Below are 25,513 nucleotides of genomic sequence, written 5' to 3'. Positions count from 1 at the left end.
CGCGATGGAAGAAGGTCTTCGTTTCGCAATCCGTGAAGGTGGTCGTACAGTAGGTGCTGGTGTTGTATCTAAGATCCTAGACTAATCTAGACTTAGCAACACAAGCCAAAAAAAGCGCACTTAGGTGCGCTTTTTTTATGCCTGCGATTTAGTTCGTGATTGTTGTGCCCTCTGAAACACGCCGTAAACCCATCCTTGCTTTTATGTAAGAGCTCCGATACCGCATCCCTGCGGTGTCAGGTTTAGAGAGTGATTTCCCTCTGTAATAGGCATAAAAAAGCTAGGTCTATGCCTAGCTTTGTTTTTTCGGTTGGCAGCAAAGTGGGGTTACATTTGCTCGACTTTGTAGCCTTTCGCTTTTAATAAGGCGATAACACTGTCATCGCCAACTAGGTGGCCAGCACCGACTAAGACAAATTCTTGGTCATCATCGCCAAACATGGCTTCGATTTGAGGTAGCCAGTTTTGGTTGCGCTTAGTAAAAACATCGTCGTACGAAGCGGGAGATTCACGTTTGAATGTGTCTACCACCAGTTCATCGATTTTCTGAGTATTCCCTTCTCTCCATGCTTTTATGGTGCTTTTAAGCATGTCTTTTAGCTCTGGTAGCGTTTCCAAAGTTTCAGAAATGAGGCGGTCTTCTTCACCGGCTCCCATATTGGCAAGCATACTGATTTGAAAATCTAACGATTCCAGATATTCACTGGCTTTTCCGTCGCGAGCAGCTAACTGCATGAAGTAGGCATCTACACCTTGTCCAGCTAGCTGAGAGCGTTGTGCTTCCATAGCTACCAGCATTGATGCAACCATGCCTGGCTTAAACTGCGCTAACTGATCGGCTGTTGCGCCAAAGTTGGCTAAATAAACATTGAGAGCCTGATAGGTCTCTTCTGATACATCATCTTTAAGCGACTTACCGTCTTTGTAAGCTAGCCCAGCCATCATTTTTCGCTGACCTTCTATATCCGTTGGGGCAGGCATTTTTACTTCAAAAACTAATGTGTCACTTTTTTCATAGGTTTCAGTGAATGTAGCGGGCAATGGAAATTCAGAGATTGGCAGAATATGTATTGTACCACCTACATAAACTGCATCATCGCCTTTCGACACTTTCCAAACCGAGGTCTGGTCGTGCTCTACATTTCCTGCAAAGGCTGTTGCCGAAATAGCGAAACTTGCCGCCATTGCCCATTTACGAAGGGGTATTCTTTTCATTGTATATATCCTTATTAACTATTCTACCAAGATGTCTTAGAGTGTATTGGCTACATGCAGCTTAATTCTTCCTGTCTGCCCCCAAAACACGCTGCGCTCGACTAGTATTTCCAATCATATCAGATGCACAACCAAGTAAGGACTGATCTTCAATACAGATTTTATTACTCTTTGTTGTGTCACCTTAATGTAGAACCAATATACCTGTGGTAACACGCCGCGGTCGCGAACATTTCAACTCTCGCTGAGTGAGTAATTATCTGTGCGGACTGGTATAAACTATATGTTGAAGCTTCGGGCGAGTGAATACGTTACGCTAAGCACTCCATATTCGGTGTAGGCTGGTAGGATTTATACATTATTGGCACCAACTCGCTGCTTATTAACTTTAACACTGCAAATAATGTCAAAACCTAACGAACCAAAAACACAGACCGTTAGTGATGCTCTTAAGCATGCTATCGAAAAATTTCCGACGACACCTATCGCAGAGGTTAAGGCAACGGTACCTCAAGATGCTGCTAGTTGGCGGGAGCTCGTGCAGCAACGAAATGCACAGCAAAAGAAAAAATAAAGAACATGCGTAAACAATTAGATGTCAGTGTGGAATTACTGGAAATAGCCGGCGTAACAGTTCGTAAGCTCACACCGAAAGAGGTGTCACCGCATTTTGAAAACCATGTTTATATAGACGTGCATGGGGGCGCCTATGTATTTTTTGGCGGCTTGCCGAGTATTGAAGAAGGGTTATTGATTGCATCACGGTTAGGAATAACCGTATTGAGTGTAGATTACGCTATGCCGCCAAATGCCCCAGCACCTGCCGCGCTTTGTGATTTAAAAGCTGTATACCTAGCGCTTTTAGATAGCGTTGAGAGTCGTCGCATCCTCGTTGGAGGGACATCTGCAGGCGCAGGGCTGGTTCTTGCGCTTATACAATCACTGGCCGCCGAGAGTATAAGCCTTCCTTGCGCTATCTATACAGGCACACCATGGGTAGATTTAACGCAGGCAGGGGATAGTCGACAAGTTAATGAAGGTGCTGATCGTGTGCTGGTTACCTACGAAGGACTACTACAATCTGCGGCAGCGCTTTACGCTGGAACTATCGACTTATCACACCCTAGTGTTTCGCCTATTTATGGTGACTTTACTTCGTTTCCGCCTGTTTTCATCGTGGCAGGAACACGCGATCTATTTTTAAGCGATGCAGTCCGTCTGCATAGGAAAATTCGCGATTTCAACGGTACGAGTCAACTTGAGATTGTGGAAGGGCTGTCTCATGCGGAATACCTCATTGCCCATGAAACTCCAGAGTCTTATATGACTTATGATGAACTAAGGGCATTTTTCTTACAGAATCTCTAGCTCAATTCTACAAAACCATACTGTTACAAAACACCTTTAGCCAATGAAAAAGAAAGCCATATAAGCTTGTGCTTATTCTTAATCAACCCGCGTTTTATCAGTTCTGACTGTCAGTTTAGTGTAAATTTTTAAAAGCATATGCAAATAATAATAATTTGCATTTAGATTAATCTCTCTGTATTTTACTCGGTGCCAAAATTCAACTCGGTACATTTAGGCATTTAATCACACACTTAAAAGCACTAAAGGGACTTCTTTTTCATGAAGAAAATGAATACAAAAAAAAGCGCACTAGCGCTGACAGTCACCGCAGCAATACCATTTGGAACCGCACTCGCTCAACAAGAGAATACCGCAGTTCAAGAGTTAGAAACCACTAAGGTTCAAGCTACCGAAGAAGCGGGTTATAAAGTTGACGAAACCTCTTCAGTAAAGCTAACGCAACCCATCGCGAATACCCCTCGTTCGATCAACGTGATTTCAGAACGCCTTCTTGAAGATCAGGGGATTACCAACTTAAACGATGCGCTTCGAAACGTTGCAGGCGTATCAACGTTTGGTGGTGGTGAAGGTGGTGGCGGTGTCGTGTCTGCCAGCGACAAGGTCACCATTCGTGGTTTTGATGCACGCTCAAATATCTATGTAGACGGTATTCGCGATATAGCTGGTTACAGCCGCGATACTTTCAACTACGAAGCTGTAGAAGTTATCAAGGGCGGAAGCGGCTCGTTAGACGGTCGCTCTACCGGTGGTGGTAGCGTTAACCTGGCAACTAAGCGTGCGCGACTTGAAGATTTTGGTGCAGTGTCAGGTCGCTATGACTCTTTCGAAAACGCACGTGTAACACTGGATTACAATAAGAAGCTTTCTGAGAATGTTGCGGGCCGTTTAAACCTGTTATACAGCGATGGCGGTGACTTCTTTGACAATGGCGTTGAGGAATACCAAACCACTGGTGTGGCGGGCTCATTACTTTATAAAGTGAATGAAGCAACAGACATAAACCTTGATGTATTTGTGATGGAGCAGGATAACGTTCCGGTGCTTGGTCTTCCCTTCCTAACTTCAGCGGCTGCAGAAGCTACAGGTCAGCCCGAAGGACCGATAGATTCGGGTTTGTGGGACGAATATTACAGTGTGCCGGGCCGTGACTTCGAAGAAGTGTCGACACAAATGTACACCTTAGTTATCAATCACAAAGTAAACGACGTGGTAACGCTTCGTAGCCAAACCCGTTTTGGTAGCAACGAAAAAGAGTCAGTAATTGGTCGTCCGTGGTGGAATTCAGGTGAAGAAGCTAACCTATTGAATGCTGAGCGCTTGCAAGCATTGGACGAAGAGACTGATTTATTTGTATCACAACTAGACGCAATTCTTTCACTTGAATCAGGGGCTTTGAAGCATCGAGTTGTGCTGGGTGCAGAAGTAGCAGAAGAAGAGCGTACCAGTTTTGGTGTGACAGCAAATTACACCTATGTCGATGGGCAAGGCAATGTGTTGGAAGCTCCCACCATTACCCCTTTCGACTTGCAAAACAACGTGTTTGTAACAGGTGGTACAACGCGTAGCGGCAATGACACTTCGGGTGATGCGAGCACGGTAGCCTTATATCTTCTAGATACCATCAAAGTCGGTGAGCACCTTCAAGTAGACATAAATGCGCGTTATGACGATTTTGATATCTCCGGTTCTGCGTGTGGTCGACGTAGCGGTTGTTTCGATGGGCTCGACGCTCAAGACAGCTACTTTAGCTACGGTGCAGCGGTGAGCTATATGCCTACAGAGAACGGTAATATTTACCTAAGTCACAGTAATTCTAAGCAGCCGCCCGGCGTAGCGTTAGCGCTATCAACCAACGCCGCGCAAAATGCGGTAAGGCCTGAAAATGCAGTAACCACTGAACTTGGTGTGAAATGGCAGTTCTTTAACGACCAGCTACTTGTGAGCGGTGCGGTATTTGAAACAACAAAAGACGTGGTCGATTCACAAAATATCGAAGACGGTGTCACAGTGTATTCGTTAGCGGGTGAACAAGAGTCTAAGGGCTATGAAGTCAGCGTTACAGGTATGCTTACTGATTCACTGTCAATCTCGGCAAACTATGCGAGCTTAGATACTGAGGTCACGCAGGATACCACTGCTGAGTCTATCGGTAACGGTCTACAAGCGTCGCCAGATGATACGGCTAACATTTGGGTTAACTATGCTGCAATGGATAACAAACTGAATGTGGGCGGTGGTATCTATTACAACTCTGGTGAAACATACTGGCGCAGAAATACGGCTTATTTCACGGTCGATTCTTACACTACGCTTTTCCTAATGGCATCTTATCAAGTGACAGAGGATTTAAAGCTTCAGTTAAACGTTGATAACTTAACAGATGAAGAGTACGTGGTAGATTACAGCGCTAAAGGGCACTTCCGTCCAGGGAACCCTCGAAGTGTAGCTGTCTTTGCTAACTATACTTTCTAATTGAGTATTCGTTATTATAAAACCAGCCTTAGGTAAAAAGACCTCTGGCTGGTTTTTTATATTTTACTCGCTTTGCCACAATGGGAACATCATGCTGGTTAGAATTGAGAACTTCCTTACCAAACAAGAAGTCACCGATGCGGTGTCGCTTCTTGAGAAAGCCGATTGGGTTGATGGCGCTGTAACAGCGGGGCATTTAGCGTTACATGCCAAGAAAAACCTGCAGTTGCCTGAAGATTCTCCCACGGCACGTCAGCTCGGAGATTTCATTTTGAGCTTGATGGGTCAGTCGCAGCATATTCTTGCAGCAGGATTACCAAACAAAATATACCCTCCCATGTTCAACTGCTATCAGAGTGAAGGAGAGTTTGGCGATCATATCGACAATACCATTAGGCGAGTGGCAGGAACCGCTGTTAAGGTTCGTACAGATATCTCAATGACGGTTTTTCTCAGTGAGCCCGAAGAATATGAAGGGGGAGAACTTGTAATCCAAGATACCTATGGAGAACAACGTGTGAAGTTCGCTGCGGGCGATATGGTGATGTATCCCTCGACCAGCTTACATAGAGTGACGCCAGTTACAAAAGGCCGTCGGCTCGCGTCCTTTTTTTGGATGCAAAGTTTAGTAAGAAGTGCTGAACAACGCCGTATTCTGTACGACTTAGATATGAGTATTCAGGCACTTAGCGCCGAGACGCCTAATAACGCTGAAATTGTCAGGCTTTCGGGTGTGTATCACAATCTGTTAAGACAGTGGAGTGAAACCTAAGCTTAAAGACCTGCAAGTAATGCGTGTTTGCGCGGTGAAATTTTCTAAGAAATTATCTAATCTGTGGGCCATAAACAGTGCTTATTTATTTCTTCTATGGTGCCTACGCCGCAAAGCGCCATTGTCATTTCAAGCTCGTCTCTCAACAATCGAATAGTGTGAGCAACACCTAATGCCCCCGCCGTGGCTAATCCGTACATCAGAGGCCGACCAATAAGCACGGCGTTAGCACCCAGTGCCATGAGCTTTACCACATCAGCGCCTCTGCGCACACCGCTGTCGGCCAGTACCATCATTTCATCACCAACCGTTTGGCGAATAATAGGAAGCATTTCTACCGGTGAAGGCACGCTGTCCAAAGCACGGCCGCCGTGATTCGACACTACAATACCCGCTACGCCAAGTTCCGCTGCTTTTTGAGCGTCCAGTGGATTAAGAATACCTTTCAACACAATGGGCAATGATGTGTGTTGCTGGATAAAAGTAATATCGTCCCATGTAGGAGCCTGTGCCATAAGCCCTTGAAATACCACGCTCTTGCCTTCTCCAGGGTGTGCTAAGGGAGGAGGCGTATCTATATTGACCGCGCGCACATTTGGAGGGAGCGAAAATTCAGTTCTCTGCTCACGGTTTCGCAAGCCGTTAATTGGCGCATCGATGGTGATTACCAATGCTGAAAACTGAAAATGTTCTGCTTTTTGTATGAGTTCTAGAGTTTGTGAAAGGGTAGGTTGAACATAGAGTTGAAACCAGCGGGGGCTTTCCACCTGACTAGAAATATCTTCAAAGGAGCAACTGGCTAACGTGCTCATCACCCATAAGCCGCCTTGAGCTTGTGTTGCCATCGCCGTAGCAATCTCACCACCGGGATGCGCTAACGCTTGATAAGCAACAGGCCCTGAAATTATAGGGTGTTCAAACTGCTGCCCTAACAAGGTGGTTTTAGTTCCCCCCAGTTTGACATCTTTCAAAGCGCGGGGAAGTAAACACAGGTCGTCTAATTTTTCTCGATTTCTTCGCATCGACAATTCATCTGCAGAGCCACCGGCAATATACGCCCACGATTGTGGAGTTAGTCGCTCCCGAGCCAGGTTCTCGTAATCAGACAGTGCTGCAAGGGTTTTAGGAATTGTATTTAGCGGTGTTTTAAGCATATTCGTCAGTTTTATGTAAAGAAAGTAAAAAGCCTTTCAATATTAATTAAATTGCAAATGATAATAATTGTCATTAAGATGCAGTGCGATTTGAGCACGATTAGCCACTTCTTGCAAATAAGAAGAGAAATAAAGCGATGAAAATTCCCTATGACAGACAGGGGATGCAAGTTTCTACGGATAGTCTCACTTTTGGGCATTCTTTCTTGGAATAACAATAATCACACCAATTGCCCTAACTCAAATAGTTAGTGCTTTGCTCATGTTTGGCGTTAGAGCCATTTATGAAGTTAAGCCGCGCGTAACAAGACACAACATTTTGAAATGGCGAGCCACTGGCTGGCCAACACTCAACACATTAAGGATTATCAAATGCCTGTAAATGGTAAGCGCATTATTTTGTTAGTAACCCTGTTTCCCATGTTGTCAGCGGGTGTGCTGGCGCAAAGCGAAGAGATAGAAACGCTCGACACCACCGTTGTGCAATCTGCGTCTGAAGAGCTGAAGCAAGCCCAAGGCGTGTCTATCATTACGGAAGAAGATTTCAAACGTCGTCCTGTCACTAACGATATCGCTGAAATTGTAAGAACCATGCCGGGTATCAACCTTACAGGTAACTCAAGCTCAGGACAGTATGGCAACAAACGTCAAATCGACATTCGCGGAATGGGTCCAGAAAATACGCTTATTTTAATTGACGGCAAGCCAGTGTTGTCGCGTAACTCTGTAAAAATGGGCCGTTCAGGCGAGCGAAACACACAGGGCGACAGCAACTGGGTTCCAGCTGAAGCGATTGAGAGCATTGAAGTTATTCGTGGTCCAGCAGCGGCTCGCTATGGCTCTGGCGCATCAGGTGGTGTTATCAATATTATCACTAAGTCTCCTGATGAAGCTTCTACCTCTATCACCGCTCAGACCGAGCTTTCTTCAAATAAATACGAAGGCGACAACCGTCGTTTTAACCTAGTAACAAGTGCGCCTTTATCTGAGCGTTTCTCTCACCGCACTATTGTTAACTACAACGAACAGGACGCTGACGACCCACGCGTAAATTTAGACGCAACAGACGTAACAACTGGCCGCGGCGGTACAGCAAAAGCGGTAGGTGCAGGACGTGAAGGTGTTGAAAATATCGACGTGCGTACTCTTGTTCGCTTCGACCAAGATGATATTAATCGCTGGGACTTTGAAGCAGCCTATAGCCGCCAAGGCAACCGCTATGCCGGTGACAATGCATTTCAAGGCGTAAGCTACCCCGTTGATGAAAACGGCAACGTCATCATACCTGAACCTGAAGACCTGGCAGAAACCGATCCTCAGAGCCTAATTGGTGAAGAAACACTAGTAATGCACCGTCGTACGTTCGGCGTAACACACAATGGTGAGTATGACTTCGGCGATTCATTTAGCTATATCCAATACGAAAGCACGTCTAACAGCCGTTTAGGTGAAGGCTCTGCAGGTGGTGGTGAAGGTCGCATTAATAGCCTTGAGATGACCACCATCAAATTAGAGAACATTACGGCAAAGACCGAGTGGAATGTGCCTTTAACGCTAGGCGGCTTCAATCAAACCGCAACGTTTGGTGCGGAATACCGCAAAGAGATCCTAGACGATTCAGTTAGCAATCAGCTTTCTCTGAATGTGGTTGATGACGGCACTATTCCTGGTGTAGAGACTGACCCAGAAAATCGTCCATCTGAAACCGACGCCACGCTTGTAGGTGTGTATGTTGAAGACAACATCATGCTAACGGATTCAATCACGCTTACGCCTGGACTACGTTTTGATGATCACAGCAAAGCGGGTACAAACCTTAGCCCGAGCTTGAATGCATCATGGCAGGCATCGCCTAATATTGTGGTTCAAGGTGGTATTAGCCGTGCTTTTAAAGCACCAAATCTCTATCAATTAAACCCTAACTACGTGTACTACACCCGAGGTAATGGTTGCCCAGTTGACTTCTCTAACCTAGGTGGCGGGTGTCACATTCTAGGAAACCCTGACCTAGAGCACGAAACCTCAGTAAACAAAGAAATTGGTGTTAACTACACCAACGAAGAGGGTTTGAACGCGGGTATTACTTACTTCCACAACGACTATAAAGACAAAATTGGCACCGGTAATGTACCGCCAGAGTATGTGTTACCTGGCGAAGAAGGTGGCGAGGCAAACGTTCAGGTATTCCAGTGGTTTAACGTTCCTGAAGCGGTTATTTCTGGCCTTGAAGGTAACTTGTTGTTCCCTGTAACCAGCACTATTGAGTGGTCGACCAACTTTACCGTGATGCTTGAGTCAGAAGATAAATCTACTGGCCAGCCATTATCTATCGTTCCTGACTACACAGTGAACTCGCTAATAAGCTGGCAAGCCACCGATGCACTTGAGCTTGTGCTTAGCGCTCAACATTACGGTGAGACAGAAAGCCCTACGGCCAGCGTTAATTCGGGCGCCGTTATCGAAGCCGATGATCGCGAAGCCTATACCATAACCAACATTAACGCCATTTACGCGTTCGACGAAAACTTAAGCTTCAACGTGTCGGTTAAGAACTTGTTTAACGAAAGCGTTAAGCGTGAAGGTACACAAGCATCTAACGCAGGGGCGAATACTTTCAATGAACCAGAAAGAAGCTTCTTGTTGTCTGCTACTTACCAGTTCTAATACTTAGCAAGCAGTAACAAGACATTAAAAATGCCGGCCTCGATAGCGATATCGACGTGCCGGCAATCTCATTAATTCAGCCAAGAGATGTAAGGGATTTGAATGAAAGTTAAAAGAAGTGCAGCGCTTTCTTTTGTACTGGTATCACTTGCCGTGGCCTCATCAGGTATTGTGATGGCAGCAACAAAAGCCAGCGATATCGACGGGCTCACTGAAAAGTGGATTAGCATTGAGCGCCAGACGCAAAAGCTAGAAAACGAGTGGCGTGAATCAGAGCCTGCATTGCGTCAGCGTATTCAACTGCTTAAAGCTGAACGTACTCAGCTGCAGAGTATGATTGACGAAAGTAAGGCTGCAACCACCGACGTAGAAGCCCAGCGAGAAGCACTGCTTTCTGAGCAAAGTGAGCTTGAAGCACAACAGGGTGGGGTAGAGCGTGCATTGACTGGAGTAATAGGGCAAGTAGACAGCCTTTACTCGTCGCTGCCTGAAATTATTCGCCAGACGTGGGATAAAGAGCAAGCCGAATTAGCGGCTTACGCCGACACGTCAAATAAGCTTCAGGTTACCCTTGCAAAACTTTCATCCCTTCAACAATTTAATAGCAAGCTTCTGGTTAACGAAACCGTAATGCGTGCTCCCGATGACAAAGATGTATTAGTTAAGCAGTTCTTTGTTGGCAGCAGCTATGCGTGGTTTACCAACGCCGATGGTCAATATCAGGGTGTGGGTCGCGTTCGAAACGGGGAATGGCAGTGGCAATTCAGTGACAATGTAGATAGCGAAGCGGTGGCCCTTGCCGTTGCTATTTTCGAGAAGAAGCATGAGCCCGATTTTGTTTCTTTACCACTTACGCTGGCTCAAGGAGAAGGCGAATGAAATGCTTATCTCACGTTTTCACAGCATTTAATCCAATGTTGAGATCCTCTCTCATCGCAGCATGTGTTGCTTTGTGTGCTGCTGTGGTTTGTGTACCGGCAGTGGCAGCGCCTGAAGATAGCATGCTGGCCAATATTAAAGACGCGAAAACTCGTCTGGATCGCACCGAAAGTAAAATTAGTAAAGAGCGGGTAGCGCTGGCTAATGAATTGCGTGCGCTTGAACAGCAGGTAATGAAACTACGCAATGAAACCACGGTAGCCCGCCGTAAAATGGACGAAAGAACCCTTAGTCTTTCACAGTTAGAAAATCGCCTATCGAGCTGGAGCGAGCAACAAGAGTTCCAACAAAATTTGTTGAGCCGTTTCCTGCTTCAAACTGGTGTAGACAGTCTGTCATTAAGCGAAATAAGCTTGTCTGACAAAGTCCAGAAAGTGGGTGAAAAAGCGAAAGAGTTTGCCAATCAACAAACCCCTAATTTCAGTACAGGAAAGGTTGTACTGGCGAATGGCGAAGTGACCCAAGCAAAAGTGCTTACTCTTGGCCCGGTGACGTGGTATCTGGCGCAAGCACAAAACGTTGCGGGTACGGCAGAGCGTAAGCAAGACCTGTTTACCTCTACGTCCACTTTTTCAGATACCGATACCGAAAGCCTTGCAAGCTTGGCAAGCAGCGGCAATGGCAGCATTAAAATAGATCCTACCCTTGGCCGCGCAGCAACGCGCGAGCAAGCGTCAGAAGGGGTAATTGAACATGTTGTGAAAGGCGGAGTGTGGGTGATCCCTATCGTTTTGTTTGCCCTTCTCGCTACGCTTATCGCACTGTTTAAAGTTATTCAGCTATGGCGCTTACCGAAGGTTAAGCAAGTAGCATCAGGCAAAGCTCTGGTGAACATGGTGGGCAGTTCAGGTGTGGGCTTCTTTGATGGCATGCAGCGCGAGCTGTATGACATAACTAAGCGTGCAAGCACGCCAACTGAACGCGACGACGAACTGTTTTCTGCACTCCAGCAAGACAAAATCAAGCTAGAAAAATACAACGGTACCATTGCTGTAACTGCTGCCGTTGCACCCTTGCTAGGTCTTCTAGGTACGGTAAGCGGCATGATTGAAACCTTTAGAATGATGACGGCATTCGGTTCAAGCGACCCCGAAGTTATTTCTGGCGGGATCGCTAAAGCCTTGGTTACGACAGAGTTAGGCTTAGTTGTGGCCATACCGGCATTAATTCTAAATGCCGTACTCTCTCGCAAAGCGCGACATTACTACGAAGAGCTCGAAAGTTTCGCGCTTGTACTTAGCAATGACGAGCCTGACGTTGCTGAGAAAAGCGACCAAAAGAGTGATGGTCAACAGCAAGCGAGCGCAAGCTAATGATTGAACAGCTAGCGGGGAATGCATTGTGTTGGTTAATGCTGCTGGTGGCATGGTTTGCTTACCAGCAAATCTTTGTGTTGTTTACTACACGCAAAGAGATAGCCCAAGTGCGTGATGGAGAGAAAGAGCTTACAAAGCGAGAAATGGTACCTGCCGTACTGGTTAGTGCTCTTCCCTTGATGGGCCTGCTAGGAACAATTGCAGGCCTACAAGTGAGTTTCACCGGAATGATGTCGTTAGGTGTCGATAGTCAAGTCGTCACTGGTGGCATTGCCGATGCACTTTTTACCACTCAGCTTGGCTTAACCTTGGCTATTCCTGGCTGGCTTTTGTTGATGTTTGTTAATGGTGCGGTAAAGCGCGCCGTAGCAAGGGAGGCGTAAACATGGCAAGTCGATTACAGCGACGCCTTGAAAACCAGCAAGCGCAAGGCATTGATATGTCTCCGCTACTAGACGTGGTTTTTATACTTTTAATTTTCTTTATCGTTTCAACAGTTTTTGTAAAAGAGACTGGGGTAGAGGTAGATAAACCACAGGCAATATCAGCACAAAAGCTCGATCAAATGGCCATTATGCTGGCAATTACCCGAACCGGTGAAGTGGTGTATGACAGTGCCAATATCGGCGTGAGCGGTGTGCGCTCTACCGTTGAGCAATTGTTGATGAAAGAACAACGCCCAGTAGTCATTCAGGTAGATAAAGCCGTTCGCTCTGAATTGTTGGTAGAAGTCATAGATGAAGCCAAACTGGCGGGTGCCGACACGGTAAATATCGCCACTTTGAAGCCATAGCGAACGAGGCAAAATTCAATGAAATACAATCTTCAACCTTCTCTACTTAGCGGTGCGGTGCTCGTTAGTGCACTTGGCGTTATGTGGCTAGGGCACCTTTTGTCTAATCTGCAGCCCGACACTATGGTTGTGCGCAAGTTGGACATTGCGGTAACGCCTCCGCCACCGCCGCCCCCGAAAACGCAAAATGTAGTAGAAGAAACTGAACTTGTGATGCAGGTAGAGGGCAGTGGCGCAGCCATGACCATGGCGGATTTAAGTGTTGAGCCAGATATTCAAGTGCCAAAGCCCGACATGCCAAACGTCAAAGTGACCCAAACCCAATGGGATATGCCTGATATTGAATTGGACGCCTTTGGGCTAAGCGAACTGGATTCGAAGCCTACCTTGCTGACTCCGGTCAAAATACGTTTCCCCAAGCGACTCAAAAAGCAAGGTATCAAGCGGGTGATTGTAAAGCTCGACGTCATTATTGACGAACACGGCAACGTAAAGCTGATGGATATTGTCGAGAACCCGCATCACGAGCTCAATAAAGAAATAATGCGTTTTGTTAAAGCCAGCAAATTTACATCGCCCTACAAAGAAGATGAAGCGGTGAAGGCGCGTTTTATTTGGCCCGTAATTATAGAGGCCTAATAGAAGCTTAATAGAGGCTTGGTTTAGCGCAGTAAAGCGAAATAGAAGCTAAAGAATTTAGAGGTTGATTGAGACAATGTTAAAGAAAATTACAGCCGTAACTGTCCTCAGCTGTGTAGTGAGCGCGCTGGCTTTTGTTAAGCCGGTAAGTGCAAAAATAACGGTGGAATTGGAAGAGCCCGATTGGCAGTTTGTCCTGCGTCAGCACCATAGAGATGATCATCGTGAACGTATATCCCGTGAAGAAGGTGAGTTTATCGGGCGCATTCAGGCCGACTTGCAAGCAGGCAATTATTCAAACGTTGCCAGCGCATTTGCAACCCAGGATATTTCTCAATTTAGTCCACGCTTGCGTGAGCTTTACGGACAAGTGCTATTGAATGAGAAGAACTACGCGCTTGCCGAAAAAGTGCTGTTAGACGTTATAGACGCTATGCCAAACCTTCCATCGGCGCACAGAAGTTTGAGCATGGCGTATTTAATGACAGATAAATTGGCCAAAGCACGCACTCATTTAACTAAAAGCGTAGAACTAGGTATTCAAGATGCCCAACTTTTCGGGCAGCTAGCCTATACCAATGTACAGCTTGGAAAACCTGTCACTGCTATTGGTGCTTATCAAAATGCGTTGATGCTCGAACCTGAAAACAAGCAATGGTATCAAGGCTTATTGTTCGCGCTTATTGAAAGTAATGCACTTGCACAGGCTGAAAGCTTGCTAAGCGAAATGTTGGTAGATGATGAAAGTAATCAGCAGCTTTGGCTCCAACGGGGACAAATAGCGTTAAAGCAGGGTGACATGGTAAAGGCGCTGAGCAGCTTAGAGACTGCCCTTTCTTTGGGTGACCGCTCGCTGTCGAACTTGATTTCAGTGGCCAAATTGCACGTTTCTGACGGCAGTTCGCGGCGCGCAGCAGACATACTGGCTAGCCATGCGAAGACTTTCATTACCGACAAAGATGGGGAAGGCTTCGACGCTTACTCTAAAATAGCGGCTTATTTAGCGGCCAATGAACAATGGTCTGATTTAGGTAAATTAACGCAAGCTGCCGACAATAACGTGAAAAGCCTCACGGCCTCTCAAGCAGCTACGCTTAATGTACTTAAAGCTCAGTTGGCTATGGGCAAAGGGCAAAGCAAAACGGCAATTTCCCTTTTAACCAAAGCCATTGCTGACGCCCCTGACAATGGAGAGGCGCTGTTGTCTCTTGCTTCACTTTATCGTCAACAGAACAACGTCGAACGTGCCAAAATGACCTATCTGCGAGCTGAGTCACTCGCCGACGTTAAACAGCGCGCCATGCTAGGACGTGCGCAAATTGCCATAGATCAGCGTCAGTACCAAGATGCACTTACGCTTTTACGACAGGTATACAAATCGTACCCATCCCGTTCTGATTTGCTTGGCAACATCCAGTCACTAGAAAACCTAGTGAAGAACACAATATGAAAAGCCAAACGGTAAACCGCGTCGCCATAAATCGTGAACGATTGGATGTCGCACTTAGAACGCTGATTGCTGTGGCACTGGGCTACGCTTTTTCAGCGTGGCTAAGCAGTGCTATCGCCAATTTTATAGGGGCTGACGGACGAGAGCACGAAGTGCTGGTAAGAATGCTGTTCTTTTGTGTTTACTGCACCTTCATCCTTTTTACGTTCATCTTTGATACGACGAAAAAGGCGTCCATCATAATGACAGCGCTCTCTGCGTTAGCCTTATGTCTTTATTCAATCAGTACAGGGCTTTAACATGAAAGGGAATGTCAGAAAGTCTATGACGTGGCTTCATACTTGGAGCTCGATACTTGTTGGTTGGTTACTCTTTGCGATTTTTTTACCGGTACGCTGTCGTTTTTTAGAACCGAAATAACCTATTGGATGCAGCCAGAACAACACGCCGCAGTACCCAGCGAAAAGGCGCTAGAGCACGGTTTACGTTATCTTGCGATCAATGCGCCCAATGCAAGTGAATGGCAACTCTCACTACCAGATGCGCGCTCGAATACACTCGACTTGTCGTGGCGCGACGCTAATGCAGGTAACGAGCGTCGTCGAGGTCCACGGGTCATGTTGAACCCGTCCACGGGTGAAGAGATAAAAGTAAGGGAAACGGCCGGTGGCAACTTCCTTTATCGTTTTCATTTCGAGTTATACGGTATCGACAGAACCATTGGACGCTGGATAGTAGGCGTAGTCAGTATGATGATGTTTGTTGCTATTATCAGCGGCGTCATCATGCACAGAAAAATCTTTGCCGATTTCTTTATGTTCAGGCCAAAGAAGAAGCTGCTGAGCTGGATAGATGGGCACGCCATAAGTGCGGTATTAGCACTACCATTTCATATCATGATCACCTTTTCTGGTTTGATTCTATTAGGCGCCACGCTATTGCCTTTTAACAGCGAGGAGCGCGTGCGGCACCGTCCTCAAGGTACAGAAGTACGCCAGAATGCGCAGCAGCAAAATCTAGCTTCACCAGACATTAATGCCTTATTGGCCTTACCCATCTCTTCGATGATTGCTCACGCTGAGCGCACATGGCAGGTGCCGGTTGAAAGCCTATCTATTACTCACCTGGGTAAAGCTAACGCTCAGTTTACGCTAAGTGGGAACAACAGAACGCAGTTAAGTGCGGGGCGTGGAGGAAGTAGTGCGCTGGTATTTAACGCACAAGGCGAAGTCATTAACGAGCGCCCAGCCTCAGTAGCCGCTAACGCCAGCCAGGCGACGTATAACTATTTGGATATGCTACATCAAGCGCGCTTCGCCGATACCCTTACTCGCTGGTTACTATTTTTTGCCGGTATTCTGGGTACCATTATGGTGGGAACGGGCTCTGTTTTGTGGGTAGTGAAACGGGCAAAGCAGCAGCTTGGAGAGTTTGGTTTTGAATTGGTCAGAGGCAGTAATATAGGCAGCATTGCAGGGTTAATGTGTGCAACCGGCGGCTACTTTTGGGTAAATAGACTACTTCCTGCTGATCTAACGTCTCGAAGCTTATGGGAAATTAAGGTGTTTTTCGCAATATGGCTGGTGTGTGTGGTTGCAGGGTTTATTTGGCGAGACAAAAAAGGGTGGGTAATTCAACTTGGCTTTGCAGCAGTGTTGTTTGCGCTTGTGCCTTTGCTTGACCACCTCACCTCAGCAACAGGCTTAGATTTCGCAATTGCAAATGGTGATAGCCTGAGAGTGGGTTTTGACCTTATGTGCATAACACTTGCGGCAGTACTCGGCTATGCTGCTTACCACGTCAAAAGAGCCAAAGCCGTGAAAGCAAAACGGGTGAAAAGCACACCGTCACCTAAGCGAAAAAGACAGAGCTCCCCAAAATAAGCCGCAAGGTGACAACAGCGAGGCATTAATATGAGTATCATTCTGGATGTGGTGTTCGCATTTGTGCTTACTTATTTGAGTTTCTTACTACTCTCGCTTGGCAACAAGAAGCATGCCGGTATCACTCGACTAACCAGCACACCTTCACCACTACTTTTAATTGTACTTCATAGTTTAGCGTATTTGCTTATGGCAATAAGCCTCATGAACTGCATAGACGTGTGGAAGACCGAAATTGGCGTGGTGGTATGGATAGGGCTTTTACAGCTTGCAAGCGTGATGGTTTCAGCAACGTTTACCTATTTACCTACCCTTTACACCGTGGTGTGTAATTACCTATTGCTTGTCGCTTTTTGGGGGCCTCGTTTACGCGAAAAGTGAAGCAATACTTAAAGGTTGTTGAGCAAAAAATACAATAATGAGAATAAATCTCATTTACATTGAAAAGGGTGGAAATATCTGTATTATCTAGCCCGTTGAATTAATCAATATCACCGAGTAGTACAGAGAGTTAGCAACGAAATTATGAGTTTTTCTTTAGGCGGCATCCGCCAATGGCACTGGATTAGTGGCGCAGTCTGTCTGGTCGGGATGATGTTATTTGCCCTAACGGGAATTACGCTAAATCACGCTGCAGACATTCCAGCGAACAGAACTGTAACGTCAGCTGAATCAAGCCTACCACCGTTGGTTGTCGAACAATTGGTTTCTCTGGACACCGGTGACATAGCCATTCCAAGCGAACTCGTCGCGTTTATGCAGTCGCAAGAGGGTATTTTACTACCTTCATCGGTGACGGGAGAGTGGGATGGTATTGAATTTTATGCCGCTTGGCCTGGACCCGGTGCTGACAGTTGGATAGCAGTAGATGCTGAACTTGGCACAGTGACTTATGAAAACGTTGATAGAGGATGGATATCTTATTTCAATGACCTGCATAAAGGGCGGAACACGGGAAATGCCTGGCGCTGGTTTATCGATATCTTCGCTGTTGCCTGCATTATTTTTAGCGTAACTGGGCTGCAACTATTAATGCGTCACTCGAAAACACGCGCGTCTACTTGGCCCATTACTACGCTCGGTGTGCTCATCCCGTTTGTCATTATTTTACTGTTTGTGCACTAGCGCGACGCTAGTGGCACTTACCTACACAATTTTAAGGAGTGTTTACATGAAAATGCGAAAAGGCGCAGTGATCGCATCGACTTTATTAAGTATGACATTTGCCTCTGGCGCTATTCACGCTGCAAGCCAAGCCAAACTTGACGTGGCCTTACCGCAACTTGATGTGGCTGAATATCACAAACCTTATCTTGCCGTGTGGATTGAAGACAGTAAACGCAAGGCTACTCAAGTCGCCGTATGGTACGACGTTGAAATGCGTGAAGACAAAGGGAAAGAGTGGCTTAAAGACTTGCGCCAATGGTGGCGTCGTGGTGGGCGAAGCCTTGATTTGCCTTATGACGGACTTACCAGTGCAACAAAAGGCCCAGGCGATTACAGTCTTGATTCGCAGTTAAATAAAGCGTTAGCAGAACTGCCAGAGGGCGATTACACGCTTCGCGTTGAGGCATCACGAGAAGTAGGCGGAAGAGAAGTACTGTCTCTGCCATTTTCATTACCGCTATCTGCTGCGTCACTACCGGTAGAGGTGAAAGGAAATTCAGAACTTGGGCGTGTAGTACTGCGTCTGGAAGACTAATCTGCTGAGGCGCTAATTCAACGCTCACTCAGTAGAGAGCCAATAAGAGGACATTATGAAAAAACTATCAGTAAAAGCTTCAGCCATTGCGCTAGCAGCAACACTTGCCGTGTCATTTTCAGCCAGTGCGCATCGCGCGTGGTTACTTCCAAGCTCTACCGTACTATCAGGTGAAGAAGCGTACGTGACGTTTGATGCTGCTATTTCAAATACTATTTTTCACCCTGACCACTTCGCAATGAACGCCAGTAACTTAGTGGTTCAATCGCCAGAAGGTGAAGCCGTAGACGTAGAAAATATGGCACGCGGTAAGTACCGAACCACGTTCGATTTGAAATTAAACAAAGAAGGTACATACAAACTTACGTCTGCCAGCAATGGCATTCGCGCATTTTGGCGAGATGAAGAAGGCAAGCGCAAGATGTGGCCCGGCCGTGGTGAAGAATATAAGCCGGAAGAGTTCGCAACAGCCGTGCCTAAGAAAGCAAAAGATCTTCGCGTAATGCAAAGCTCTCGCCGTGTAGAAACGTTTGTTACTCTTGGTGCACCATCGAATAAGGTGTTCACGCCTGATAACGTGGGTTTGGAGCTAGTGCCAGTGACTCACCCTAATGATTTATTCGCCACCGAAACGGCAACCTTCAAGTTACTTATTGACGGTGAGCCTGCGGTTGGCGCCGAGGTGGAAGTTGTGCGCGGTGGTATGCGCTACAGAAATGATCAGGAAACGATTAAAGTCACGTCTGACAAAAATGGTCAGATTGAAATTACATGGCCGCAAGCCGGTATGTACTTTGTAGAAATTGGCTATGAAGACGATAAAGCGCAAAAGCCTGCAACGTCTCGTAACGGTAGCTACTCAGGCACATTTGAAGTACTTCCGCTGTAATAACCGCACGTTATCGCGCAGCTAGGGGCTGTAAACGTTCTTTGAATACTCACAGAGCAACAGCCTCTTAAGTTTCTAGCTATTTCAATACAACGGCATAAAAGTTAAGCACATGACAGAAACACACCGTCTACTCATAGCAATAGTAAGCATTGGCATGTATATGCTGTGGGTAGCGGTGTTATTTTTTAAACATCGAAAGAAAAACAACTATGCGGTATCAGGCGAGGAGACCCTTGTCGTATACGCAAGCCAAACCGGTACGGCTGAAAAAATTGCCCGCGCAAAGGCTGCGGCGCTATCACAGCAAGAGCAAACGTCGGTAGTGTCCATGGCATCTTTGAAACTCAATACGTTAAGTAGTGTGTCGAAAGTCATTTTTGTTGTGAGTACCTACGGTGAAGGCGAGCCCCCTGATGCGGGTAGAACCTTTAGTAAAGCGCTAAAAAAAGCGTCGTCGAATCAATCTGATTACCTTTCCCATCTGTCTTTTGAAGTGGTGGGATTAGGCGATAAGCAGTACGCCGCGTTTTGCCAATTCGCAGTCACGTTGTTTGATAATATCAGTGCACTAGGCGCACGTGCACTTTCTCCGCTAACGACATTAGATTCGGGGAAAGGTGAGCATTTGTCTTTGCTTGGTTCGTTGCCACAGGATGAGCAGCACCCTACCCATGCTTTCACACTGAAAAATCGGGTTCAATTAAATGAAATAAGTCTAGTTTCTGGCGAGACTTCAAACGAACCCTCTGACCACTCTGAGAGCAAACCTTCAAACCCAGCGTCGCCAGGCCTGTTCGGCTTGTCTTTGAACGTTGACCATTCTAATCATACACAAGAATTACATGAACAATGGGAAGCGGGAGACGTGTTGGAAGTCCTTATTCCTCAGCAAGGGCAGTCACCGATTGTAAGCCGAAGCTACACCATTGCGTCGGTACCACAAGAACACGACGTAAAGCTTGTAGTTCGGCAGCTGGTTAAAGACAACGGCCAACTTGGGCTAGGTTCTGGATTACTTACCCGTTCTTTACCTGTATCTCAGACAGTACAGGCCTACATTCGAAAAAATACCAGCGCAATTATTACTAATACTCAGTGCCCATTGTTATTAATTGCTGCGGGTAGCGGCATTGCGGGGGTACGAGCTCAGCTTGCAAAACGCGCATTGCTTAAGAACGCTGGGCCAGTTTGGATATTTTTTGGCGAGCGTAATCCTGCGCAAGATGACGTGCTAGATAAAACGCTATCGCCTTTCCAGAATAGTGACTGTATTTTCAAAAAGTCAGTGATTTTCTCCCGACAAAAAGGTGGTGGTTATGTTCAACAGCGTCTTGTTGAGCAGCGAGATGAGGTCAAATCCTTCTTAGGCGATACCGGACAAGTATACGTATGTGGGCATTTTGAGGGAATGGGCCAAGGCGTTGACATGGCTTTGCAGTCCATACTTGAAGCGCAAGCCTACAATGCGTTAGCTGACGAAGGACGTTATCACCGCGACCTTTACTAATGTGGAGAACAGCAGGCAAATAATGTCTGTTTTACGCTTTCCTGTTCCACCGCTTAATCATCGCTAATAAACCTCAAAAGCCTTACAGCTAAATCCCAAACTTTGAGTTAGACTTTAGTCTAATGTGTCAGGCCCTTGCCTTGTCGCATGTTTAAATATGCGCAACAGTACGTTGGGCATACCTTAAATAGGTGTTTTCTTATTCAGGTATGACCTTTCGTCACCGATAATTGGTGTAATGTTTGAACTGAAAATAAGAAAATCAACAGGCTAGGGGCTGCTGACCTTTGTTGTACGTTTAAACCAAAATTCGTACACCAAAGAACAATAGGCCCTAGGGCCTGTCGATAAAACAAATTAGGACGACAGTATGCAGTCTATTGCCATTGTTATACTGGGCATCATCGGAATGTTGCTCGGCTGGTTCGTATATTCGAAGTTTATTGCGAGCCGTATATTTAAGTTGGATGATAGTTTTGTAACACCAGCCCATACAATGAAAGATGGGGTGGACTATGTTCCCACCAATAAAGTTGTATTGTGGGGGCACCATTTCACTTCCGTGGCGGGGGCAGCACCCATCGTAGGTCCAGCGATTGCTGTCTACTGGGGATGGGTTCCTGCGGTACTTTGGGTTGTGTTCGGTACGATATTGTTTGCCGGTGTGCACGATATGGGCGCTCTATGGGCCAGCGCACGCCACAAAGGCAAATCAATGGGCGCGCTGTCTGAGACCGTCATCGGAAAACGCTCTCGTTCACTATTTATGATAGTGATCTTCCTAGTACTCTTAATGGTTAATGCGGTATTTGGCGTGGTTATCGCGAACTCTTTTGTCTCCCAACCCAATGCGGTATTCCCAGCTTGGATGGCAATCGCAGTTGCATTAGTCATAGGTCAATTGCTTAAACGTAATTTCAGCCTCATACCCTTGTGTATTGTGGGGATTATTGTGCTTTATGCATCGGTGTATGCGGGCAGTTATATCCCACTAAGTCTACCGGAAACCATGTTTGGTTTAGCAGATAAAGCAAACTGGATCATTATCTTATTTATTTACGCCGCTATTGCATCGCTGTTACCAGTTTGGATGCTGTTACAGCCTCGTGATTTCATTAACGGTATGCAGTTACTTGTTGGCTTGTTCCTGCTTTATGGTGCTGTGTTCTTTGCTATGCCCGATATCACGGCGCCAGCGTTTAACGCTCAAACCGCTGTCGATTCTCCAAGTCTTATCCCGCTGTTGTTCGTTACTATAGCGTGTGGCGCTGTTTCTGGTTTCCACGGTATTGTGTCTTCAGGTACTAGCTCTAAGCAGCTAGACAAAGAGACCGATGCACGCTTTGTTGGTTACCTAGGCGCGGTCGGTGAAGGTTCACTGGCACTTATTACCATTGTCGCTGTGAGCGGCGTTGCGTTTGCAGCTTCTCCAGAAGAATGGCACGAAGTATACAGCCATTTGGGTGCGGGTAGCGTGGGTGCATTTATCACTGGTGGTGCGAACCTAATTCAGCAGGGTTGGGGGTTGCCGGTAGATTTCTCGTCAACGATCCTTGCGGTAATGGTTGTTCTATTTGCTGGCACCACCATGGATTCGGGCGTGCGTCTGCAGCGCTACATAATCCAAGAATGGGGCGATATCTATTCAATTGGTGCACTTAAGAACGGCGTGGTTGCAACGCTCGTAGCTGTTGGATGTTGTTTATTGCTGGCCTTCGGTGCAGGTGGTGCGTCAGGCAGTGGCGGTATGATTATTTGGCCGTTATTCGGTTCTACTAACCAGATACTAGCCAGTTTAACCCTGTTAGTAATCTCGGTTATGCTGATTAAATTAGGTCGACCAGCGAAATATACGCTGATTCCAATGGTGTTTGTACTGATTATGGCCTTCTTTGCTGGGCTTATTAAACTTAAAGAATACTACGTTGAAGGTAACTATCTATTGGTATTCTTAGACGCAGTAGTACTTATTGTGTCTGTGCTTGTTATGCTTGAAGCTTTTTCTGTGGTGTCAAAACTCAAAAAGGAATCGAAGCTTAAAAAAGAGCAAGCCAACGGATAAGTCACTAGCGACAAAAACTTTCATGGTTGACCTCGTGGTTTAAAATCACACTTTCGAGACAGTCAACATTCGGCCAGTGCATTTGTACTGGCCATTTTTCTTTCCTTTAAAAGCAAAACGCACTCGCATAAATCAGGTTAATCAGTTTTGCTGATTTTCTGTCATACAGCATATCTGTTATTATACTTACCGTTCTAAAACACCGTTATTTTTGTTGTCAAAAGCCGCGTTCTTCAACGTGACCTTTCAACAAAATAACCTGTGAGGCTTTGTGTCAGATATCATTTTACTTGGACAAAATTTCCTAGCACTTTTCGTTGAATCCGCGCCATGGTTACTTCTCGGTTTGCTGGTGGCGGGTATCATGCACGAATTGGTACCCGTTTCGTTTTTGGAAAAGCACATGGGCAGCTCATCGTTTGGCTCAATTACAAAGGCCGCGGTTATTGGTGCGCCTTTACCTCTGTGCTCTTGCGGCGTTATCCCAGCGGCACTTGGGCTTAGACGTAGCGGTGCATCTAAATCTTCCACTATCTCGTTTTTAGTGTCTACGCCCGAGACGGGCGTAGACAGTGTTTCTGTGTCCTATGCATTGCTTGGACCGTTGTATGCCATTGTTAGACCCATCGCGGCCATTACAAGCGCTATTTATGCTGGATTGATGGTGCGTTTTTTTCGCAGAAGCAGAAGAGGCTCAACAACGACAATCTGACGTGACGCAGTCATCGTGCTGTGGTTCAAAGCAAGCACCTAAATCAGAGCCGCAAATACAGGCCAGCACGTCCTGTTGTTCAAGCGAAAAAACACATGCTCATAACCACGAAAGCACAGACAAGCCCAAACACGAGTCTTCGCCTTCGAAAATCACAAGCGTGCTTTCATATGCCAGTGGCAAGTTACTTGAAGACATTGTGATATGGTTATTAATTGGATTAGCACTTGCCGCGGCAATTAAAACGTGGGTACCCACCGACTTTTTAACGCAATGGGGTGATGGCGTGGTCGCCATGCTAGTGATGGCGCTAATCGGCATTCCTATGTACATATGTGCTACAGCATCAACGCCACTCGCGGTTGGGTTTCTTGCGGCGGGGCTATCGCCCGGTGCTGTTTTAGTGTTTTTAATGGCGGGACCCGCCACTAACGTATCAACGATGGGAATGATCAAACAAGAAATGGGCACGCGAACGTTAGTGCTTTACCTTTTCAGTGTTATCTCTGCGAGTATTGGTTTTGGTTACGCACTGAACTACCTAGTATCTTCGTTTTCTTTAGCCTCTATGATCAAAACGCAAAGCCATGTTCATGAGCACGGTGCAGACGTTCAAGTGATTTATGGGCTATGCGCGATTTTATTGGCGGGGTTAATGTTAAGGCTGGGTCTGAAAAAGCTGCAGCAACACCGTCATAACCAAGAGCAACATTCGGCGTGCTGCGGCTAACAGTAGCCCAGCGGATGTCTTTCATAATAAAGCGCTCAAATGATATTCATAGAGCGCTTGTATATCCCGCTCTATTATCCATAATAGTCGTTCAACTTATTAAAATTAAAACGCGTTTAAACCTACAAGGACGCTTGGAATAACTACATGCTTTTACTTATTGTGTACGTCTTCATTGCACTGGGCTTTTCTTTTTTGTGCTCCATTGCAGAGGCTGTGATTCTGAGTGTTTCGTCCGCTTATATCTCTGTGTTAGAGAAAGAGGGCAAAGCCAGTGGTGCGCTACTACGTAAGCAAACCGATAATATAAATACGCCTTTATCAGCAATATTAACGCTGAACACTATTGCTCATACTATGGGGGCTGCCGGGGCAGGTGCGCAAGCGGCAGCAGTATTTGGTGACGCCTATCTAGGCGTTATTTCAGCAGTCCTTACACTCCTTATTCTTATTTTTTCTGAGATTATCCCTAAAACACTTGGTGCAACCTATTGGCGAACACTAGCGCCAGTAACCGCATATTTTCTTAAATACCTTTCAATTGTACTTATGCCGTTCGTTAAAATGTCTGAGCTAATGACGAAAGGCTTTAAAGAAGACAGCCCACTTCGCGGGTTAAGCCGCAGTGAGCTACACGCCATGGCAGAGTTGTCGGGGCAAGAAGGTCAGCTAGCGAATCACGAAGCGGCGTTTCTGCAAAGCTTGTTAAGTTTGCACGAGCTGAAAGTGAAAGATGCGATTACCCACCGCACGGCGCTATTTAAAGTGTCGGAGTCGATGACGGTAGAAGGCTTTTTCCACAAGCACGCCAATATAGAATTTTCTCGTATCCCTGTGTTTGAAGACAGCGACTCAGAAAACATTACCGGCTTTGTGATGCGTTCTGATTTATTGGTGGCACAAGCCAGAGGTAACACTGATAAGCCGCTTTCTGAATACGCAAAAGATATGGTTACCGTGTTAAACACTATGCCGCTGTCAGTCACCTTCGAGCACTTCATCAATAAGCACGTGCATATGTTACTGGTGGTTGACGAGTACGGCGGTTTAGAAGGGGTGCTTACGCTAGAAGACCTGCTCGAACGCTTGCTAGGTGTCGATATCGTAGATGAAAAAGACACCACGGTGAGCATGCGTAGGCTTGCCAAGATGATGATGAAACGCAAAGAACAAATGATGATCAAAAACGTACCCGATGCGTCGCTTGAGAGTTCGTCTAAAAAGTAGAATTAGCGCTAAT

General features: G+C 46.3%; 23 protein-coding genes and 1 pseudogene. 22 read left to right on the top strand and 2 right to left on the bottom strand.

The features are described from left to right. On the top strand, positions 1-85 hold an 85-nt coding region (locus KUL49_RS21545), incomplete at its 5' end, for a hypothetical protein (protein WP_131138255.1). 242 nt (positions 86-327) lie between these two features. On the opposite strand, the gene KUL49_RS18740 is transcribed toward KUL49_RS21545, so the two are convergent. Beyond that, the gene (locus tag KUL49_RS18740; protein WP_131138253.1) at positions 328-1,215 is read right to left on the bottom strand and encodes a TraB/GumN family protein; all 888 of its coding nucleotides are present in this window, start codon (positions 1,213-1,215) and stop codon (positions 328-330) included. A 403-nt stretch (positions 1,216-1,618) separates the two neighbouring features. Here KUL49_RS18740 and KUL49_RS21365 point away from each other — a divergent pair, with 403 nt between their 5' ends. The 4 genes from KUL49_RS21365 to KUL49_RS18725 all read left to right on the top strand — a co-directional run bounded on the left by KUL49_RS21365 (position 1,619) and on the right by KUL49_RS18725 (position 5,830). Continuing rightward, positions 1,619-1,789: a hypothetical protein gene (locus KUL49_RS21365; RefSeq protein ID WP_242633893.1), complete on the top strand. Its 171-nt coding sequence runs from the start codon at positions 1,619-1,621 to the stop codon at positions 1,787-1,789. A 5-nt stretch (positions 1,790-1,794) separates the two neighbouring features. After that, positions 1,795-2,583 carry an alpha/beta hydrolase fold domain-containing protein gene (locus KUL49_RS18735; RefSeq protein WP_242633892.1) on the top strand — a complete coding sequence of 263 codons (789 nt, stop codon included), beginning with the start codon at positions 1,795-1,797 and terminating at the stop codon, positions 2,581-2,583. A 261-nt stretch (positions 2,584-2,844) separates the two neighbouring features. Beyond that, positions 2,845-5,058 (top strand): TonB-dependent siderophore receptor, encoded by a 2,214-nt coding sequence (locus tag KUL49_RS18730; RefSeq protein ID WP_131138252.1) that lies wholly within the window; start codon positions 2,845-2,847, stop codon positions 5,056-5,058. Between the two features lie 91 nt (positions 5,059-5,149). After that, positions 5,150-5,830: a Fe2+-dependent dioxygenase gene (locus KUL49_RS18725; protein WP_014951030.1), complete on the top strand. Its 681-nt coding sequence runs from the start codon at positions 5,150-5,152 to the stop codon at positions 5,828-5,830. Between the two features lie 56 nt (positions 5,831-5,886). On the opposite strand, the gene KUL49_RS18720 is transcribed toward KUL49_RS18725, so the two are convergent. After that, the gene (locus tag KUL49_RS18720; RefSeq protein ID WP_131138251.1) at positions 5,887-6,984 is read right to left on the bottom strand and encodes an alpha-hydroxy acid oxidase; all 1,098 of its coding nucleotides are present in this window, start codon (positions 6,982-6,984) and stop codon (positions 5,887-5,889) included. 372 nt (positions 6,985-7,356) lie between these two features. Here KUL49_RS18720 and KUL49_RS18715 point away from each other — a divergent pair, with 372 nt between their 5' ends. From KUL49_RS18715 to KUL49_RS18635, 17 genes and pseudogenes are all read left to right on the top strand, one after another. Then, positions 7,357-9,648 (top strand): FepA family TonB-dependent siderophore receptor, encoded by a 2,292-nt coding sequence (locus KUL49_RS18715; protein ID WP_131138250.1) that lies wholly within the window; start codon positions 7,357-7,359, stop codon positions 9,646-9,648. A 102-nt stretch (positions 9,649-9,750) separates the two neighbouring features. Then, positions 9,751-10,527 (top strand): DUF3450 family protein, encoded by a 777-nt coding sequence (locus KUL49_RS18710; RefSeq protein ID WP_131138249.1) that lies wholly within the window; start codon positions 9,751-9,753, stop codon positions 10,525-10,527. Then, positions 10,524-11,900, top strand: coding sequence for a MotA/TolQ/ExbB proton channel family protein (locus tag KUL49_RS18705; protein ID WP_131138248.1), 1,377 nt, complete (start codon positions 10,524-10,526; stop codon positions 11,898-11,900). The genes KUL49_RS18710 and KUL49_RS18705 overlap by 4 nt, the downstream gene beginning before the upstream one ends. Beyond that, complete coding sequence (locus tag KUL49_RS18700) at positions 11,900-12,286, top strand: MotA/TolQ/ExbB proton channel family protein (RefSeq protein WP_014951025.1); 387 nt, start codon at positions 11,900-11,902, stop codon at positions 12,284-12,286. Before KUL49_RS18705 ends, KUL49_RS18700 begins: the two co-directional genes overlap by 1 nt. A 2-nt stretch (positions 12,287-12,288) precedes the next feature. Then, positions 12,289-12,696 carry a biopolymer transporter ExbD gene (locus tag KUL49_RS18695; RefSeq protein WP_014951024.1) on the top strand — a complete coding sequence of 136 codons (408 nt, stop codon included), beginning with the start codon at positions 12,289-12,291 and terminating at the stop codon, positions 12,694-12,696. Positions 12,697-12,714: 18 nt separating this feature from the next. Continuing rightward, the gene (locus tag KUL49_RS18690) at positions 12,715-13,335 is read left to right on the top strand and encodes an energy transducer TonB (protein WP_131138247.1); all 621 of its coding nucleotides are present in this window, start codon (positions 12,715-12,717) and stop codon (positions 13,333-13,335) included. A gap of 76 nt (positions 13,336-13,411) precedes the next feature. Continuing rightward, positions 13,412-14,785, top strand: a complete 1,374-nt coding sequence (locus KUL49_RS18685; protein WP_131138246.1) for a tetratricopeptide repeat protein — start codon at positions 13,412-13,414, stop codon at positions 14,783-14,785. Further along, on the top strand, positions 14,782-15,084 hold the full coding sequence (locus KUL49_RS18680; RefSeq protein WP_049589007.1) for a hypothetical protein: 303 nt from the start codon (positions 14,782-14,784) through the stop codon (positions 15,082-15,084). Before KUL49_RS18685 ends, KUL49_RS18680 begins: the two co-directional genes overlap by 4 nt. 30 nt (positions 15,085-15,114) lie before the next feature. Then, on the top strand, positions 15,115-16,668 hold the full coding sequence (locus KUL49_RS18675; protein WP_242633891.1) for a PepSY domain-containing protein: 1,554 nt from the start codon (positions 15,115-15,117) through the stop codon (positions 16,666-16,668). Between the two features lie 30 nt (positions 16,669-16,698). After that, positions 16,699-17,049 carry a DUF3325 domain-containing protein gene (locus KUL49_RS18670; RefSeq protein WP_014951019.1) on the top strand — a complete coding sequence of 117 codons (351 nt, stop codon included), beginning with the start codon at positions 16,699-16,701 and terminating at the stop codon, positions 17,047-17,049. Positions 17,050-17,193: 144 nt separating this feature from the next. Next, complete coding sequence (locus tag KUL49_RS18665) at positions 17,194-17,793, top strand: PepSY-associated TM helix domain-containing protein (protein ID WP_165477923.1); 600 nt, start codon at positions 17,194-17,196, stop codon at positions 17,791-17,793. A gap of 46 nt (positions 17,794-17,839) precedes the next feature. Next, positions 17,840-18,370 (top strand): DUF2271 domain-containing protein, encoded by a 531-nt coding sequence (locus tag KUL49_RS18660; protein WP_014977604.1) that lies wholly within the window; start codon positions 17,840-17,842, stop codon positions 18,368-18,370. A gap of 55 nt (positions 18,371-18,425) precedes the next feature. Then, positions 18,426-19,259 carry a DUF4198 domain-containing protein gene (locus KUL49_RS18655; RefSeq protein ID WP_014951017.1) on the top strand — a complete coding sequence of 278 codons (834 nt, stop codon included), beginning with the start codon at positions 18,426-18,428 and terminating at the stop codon, positions 19,257-19,259. A 112-nt stretch (positions 19,260-19,371) separates the two neighbouring features. Then, complete coding sequence (locus tag KUL49_RS18650) at positions 19,372-20,769, top strand: NADPH cytochrome P450 oxidoreductase family protein (RefSeq protein WP_131138245.1); 1,398 nt, start codon at positions 19,372-19,374, stop codon at positions 20,767-20,769. Positions 20,770-21,139: 370 nt separating this feature from the next. Further along, positions 21,140-22,831 carry a carbon starvation protein A gene (locus KUL49_RS18645; protein ID WP_014951015.1) on the top strand — a complete coding sequence of 564 codons (1,692 nt, stop codon included), beginning with the start codon at positions 21,140-21,142 and terminating at the stop codon, positions 22,829-22,831. Positions 22,832-23,102: 271 nt separating this feature from the next. Further along, positions 23,103-24,273, top strand: a pseudogene (locus tag KUL49_RS18640) (SO_0444 family Cu/Zn efflux transporter). A gap of 147 nt (positions 24,274-24,420) precedes the next feature. Then, entirely contained in the window at positions 24,421-25,500 is a 1,080-nt protein-coding gene (locus KUL49_RS18635; protein WP_014951013.1) for a CNNM domain-containing protein, read from the top strand. Positions 25,501-25,513: the final 13 nt, after the last annotated feature.

The sequence above is a fragment of the Alteromonas sp. KUL17 genome, from assembly GCF_006538305.1.
GTDB classification, from domain to species: domain Bacteria; phylum Pseudomonadota; class Gammaproteobacteria; order Enterobacterales; family Alteromonadaceae; genus Alteromonas; species Alteromonas macleodii.
Note: the sequence above shows the minus strand (reverse complement) of the source record. Positions and strands in the feature narration are given on the sequence as shown.

What these genes read in the sequence shown, in the direction of transcription:
- KUL49_RS18740 (WP_131138253.1), bottom strand. Translation starts at nt 1,215, where the DNA reads ATGAAAAGAATACCCCTTCGTAAATGGGCAATGGCGGCAAGTTTCGCT.
- KUL49_RS21365 (WP_242633893.1), top strand. Translation starts at nt 1,619, where the DNA reads ATGTCAAAACCTAACGAACCAAAAACACAGACCGTTAGTGATGCTCTT.
- KUL49_RS18735 (WP_242633892.1), top strand. Translation starts at nt 1,795, where the DNA reads ATGCGTAAACAATTAGATGTCAGTGTGGAATTACTGGAAATAGCCGGC.
- KUL49_RS18730 (WP_131138252.1), top strand. Translation starts at nt 2,845, where the DNA reads ATGAAGAAAATGAATACAAAAAAAAGCGCACTAGCGCTGACAGTCACC.
- KUL49_RS18725 (WP_014951030.1), top strand. Translation starts at nt 5,150, where the DNA reads ATGCTGGTTAGAATTGAGAACTTCCTTACCAAACAAGAAGTCACCGAT.
- KUL49_RS18720 (WP_131138251.1), bottom strand. Translation starts at nt 6,984, where the DNA reads ATGCTTAAAACACCGCTAAATACAATTCCTAAAACCCTTGCAGCACTG.
- KUL49_RS18715 (WP_131138250.1), top strand. Translation starts at nt 7,357, where the DNA reads ATGCCTGTAAATGGTAAGCGCATTATTTTGTTAGTAACCCTGTTTCCC.
- KUL49_RS18710 (WP_131138249.1), top strand. Translation starts at nt 9,751, where the DNA reads ATGAAAGTTAAAAGAAGTGCAGCGCTTTCTTTTGTACTGGTATCACTT.
- KUL49_RS18705 (WP_131138248.1), top strand. Translation starts at nt 10,524, where the DNA reads ATGAAATGCTTATCTCACGTTTTCACAGCATTTAATCCAATGTTGAGA.
- KUL49_RS18700 (WP_014951025.1), top strand. Translation starts at nt 11,900, where the DNA reads ATGATTGAACAGCTAGCGGGGAATGCATTGTGTTGGTTAATGCTGCTG.
- KUL49_RS18695 (WP_014951024.1), top strand. Translation starts at nt 12,289, where the DNA reads ATGGCAAGTCGATTACAGCGACGCCTTGAAAACCAGCAAGCGCAAGGC.
- KUL49_RS18690 (WP_131138247.1), top strand. Translation starts at nt 12,715, where the DNA reads ATGAAATACAATCTTCAACCTTCTCTACTTAGCGGTGCGGTGCTCGTT.
- KUL49_RS18685 (WP_131138246.1), top strand. Translation starts at nt 13,412, where the DNA reads ATGTTAAAGAAAATTACAGCCGTAACTGTCCTCAGCTGTGTAGTGAGC.
- KUL49_RS18680 (WP_049589007.1), top strand. Translation starts at nt 14,782, where the DNA reads ATGAAAAGCCAAACGGTAAACCGCGTCGCCATAAATCGTGAACGATTG.
- KUL49_RS18670 (WP_014951019.1), top strand. Translation starts at nt 16,699, where the DNA reads ATGAGTATCATTCTGGATGTGGTGTTCGCATTTGTGCTTACTTATTTG.
- KUL49_RS18665 (WP_165477923.1), top strand. Translation starts at nt 17,194, where the DNA reads ATGAGTTTTTCTTTAGGCGGCATCCGCCAATGGCACTGGATTAGTGGC.
- KUL49_RS18660 (WP_014977604.1), top strand. Translation starts at nt 17,840, where the DNA reads ATGAAAATGCGAAAAGGCGCAGTGATCGCATCGACTTTATTAAGTATG.
- KUL49_RS18655 (WP_014951017.1), top strand. Translation starts at nt 18,426, where the DNA reads ATGAAAAAACTATCAGTAAAAGCTTCAGCCATTGCGCTAGCAGCAACA.
- KUL49_RS18650 (WP_131138245.1), top strand. Translation starts at nt 19,372, where the DNA reads ATGACAGAAACACACCGTCTACTCATAGCAATAGTAAGCATTGGCATG.
- KUL49_RS18645 (WP_014951015.1), top strand. Translation starts at nt 21,140, where the DNA reads ATGCAGTCTATTGCCATTGTTATACTGGGCATCATCGGAATGTTGCTC.
- KUL49_RS18635 (WP_014951013.1), top strand. Translation starts at nt 24,421, where the DNA reads ATGCTTTTACTTATTGTGTACGTCTTCATTGCACTGGGCTTTTCTTTT.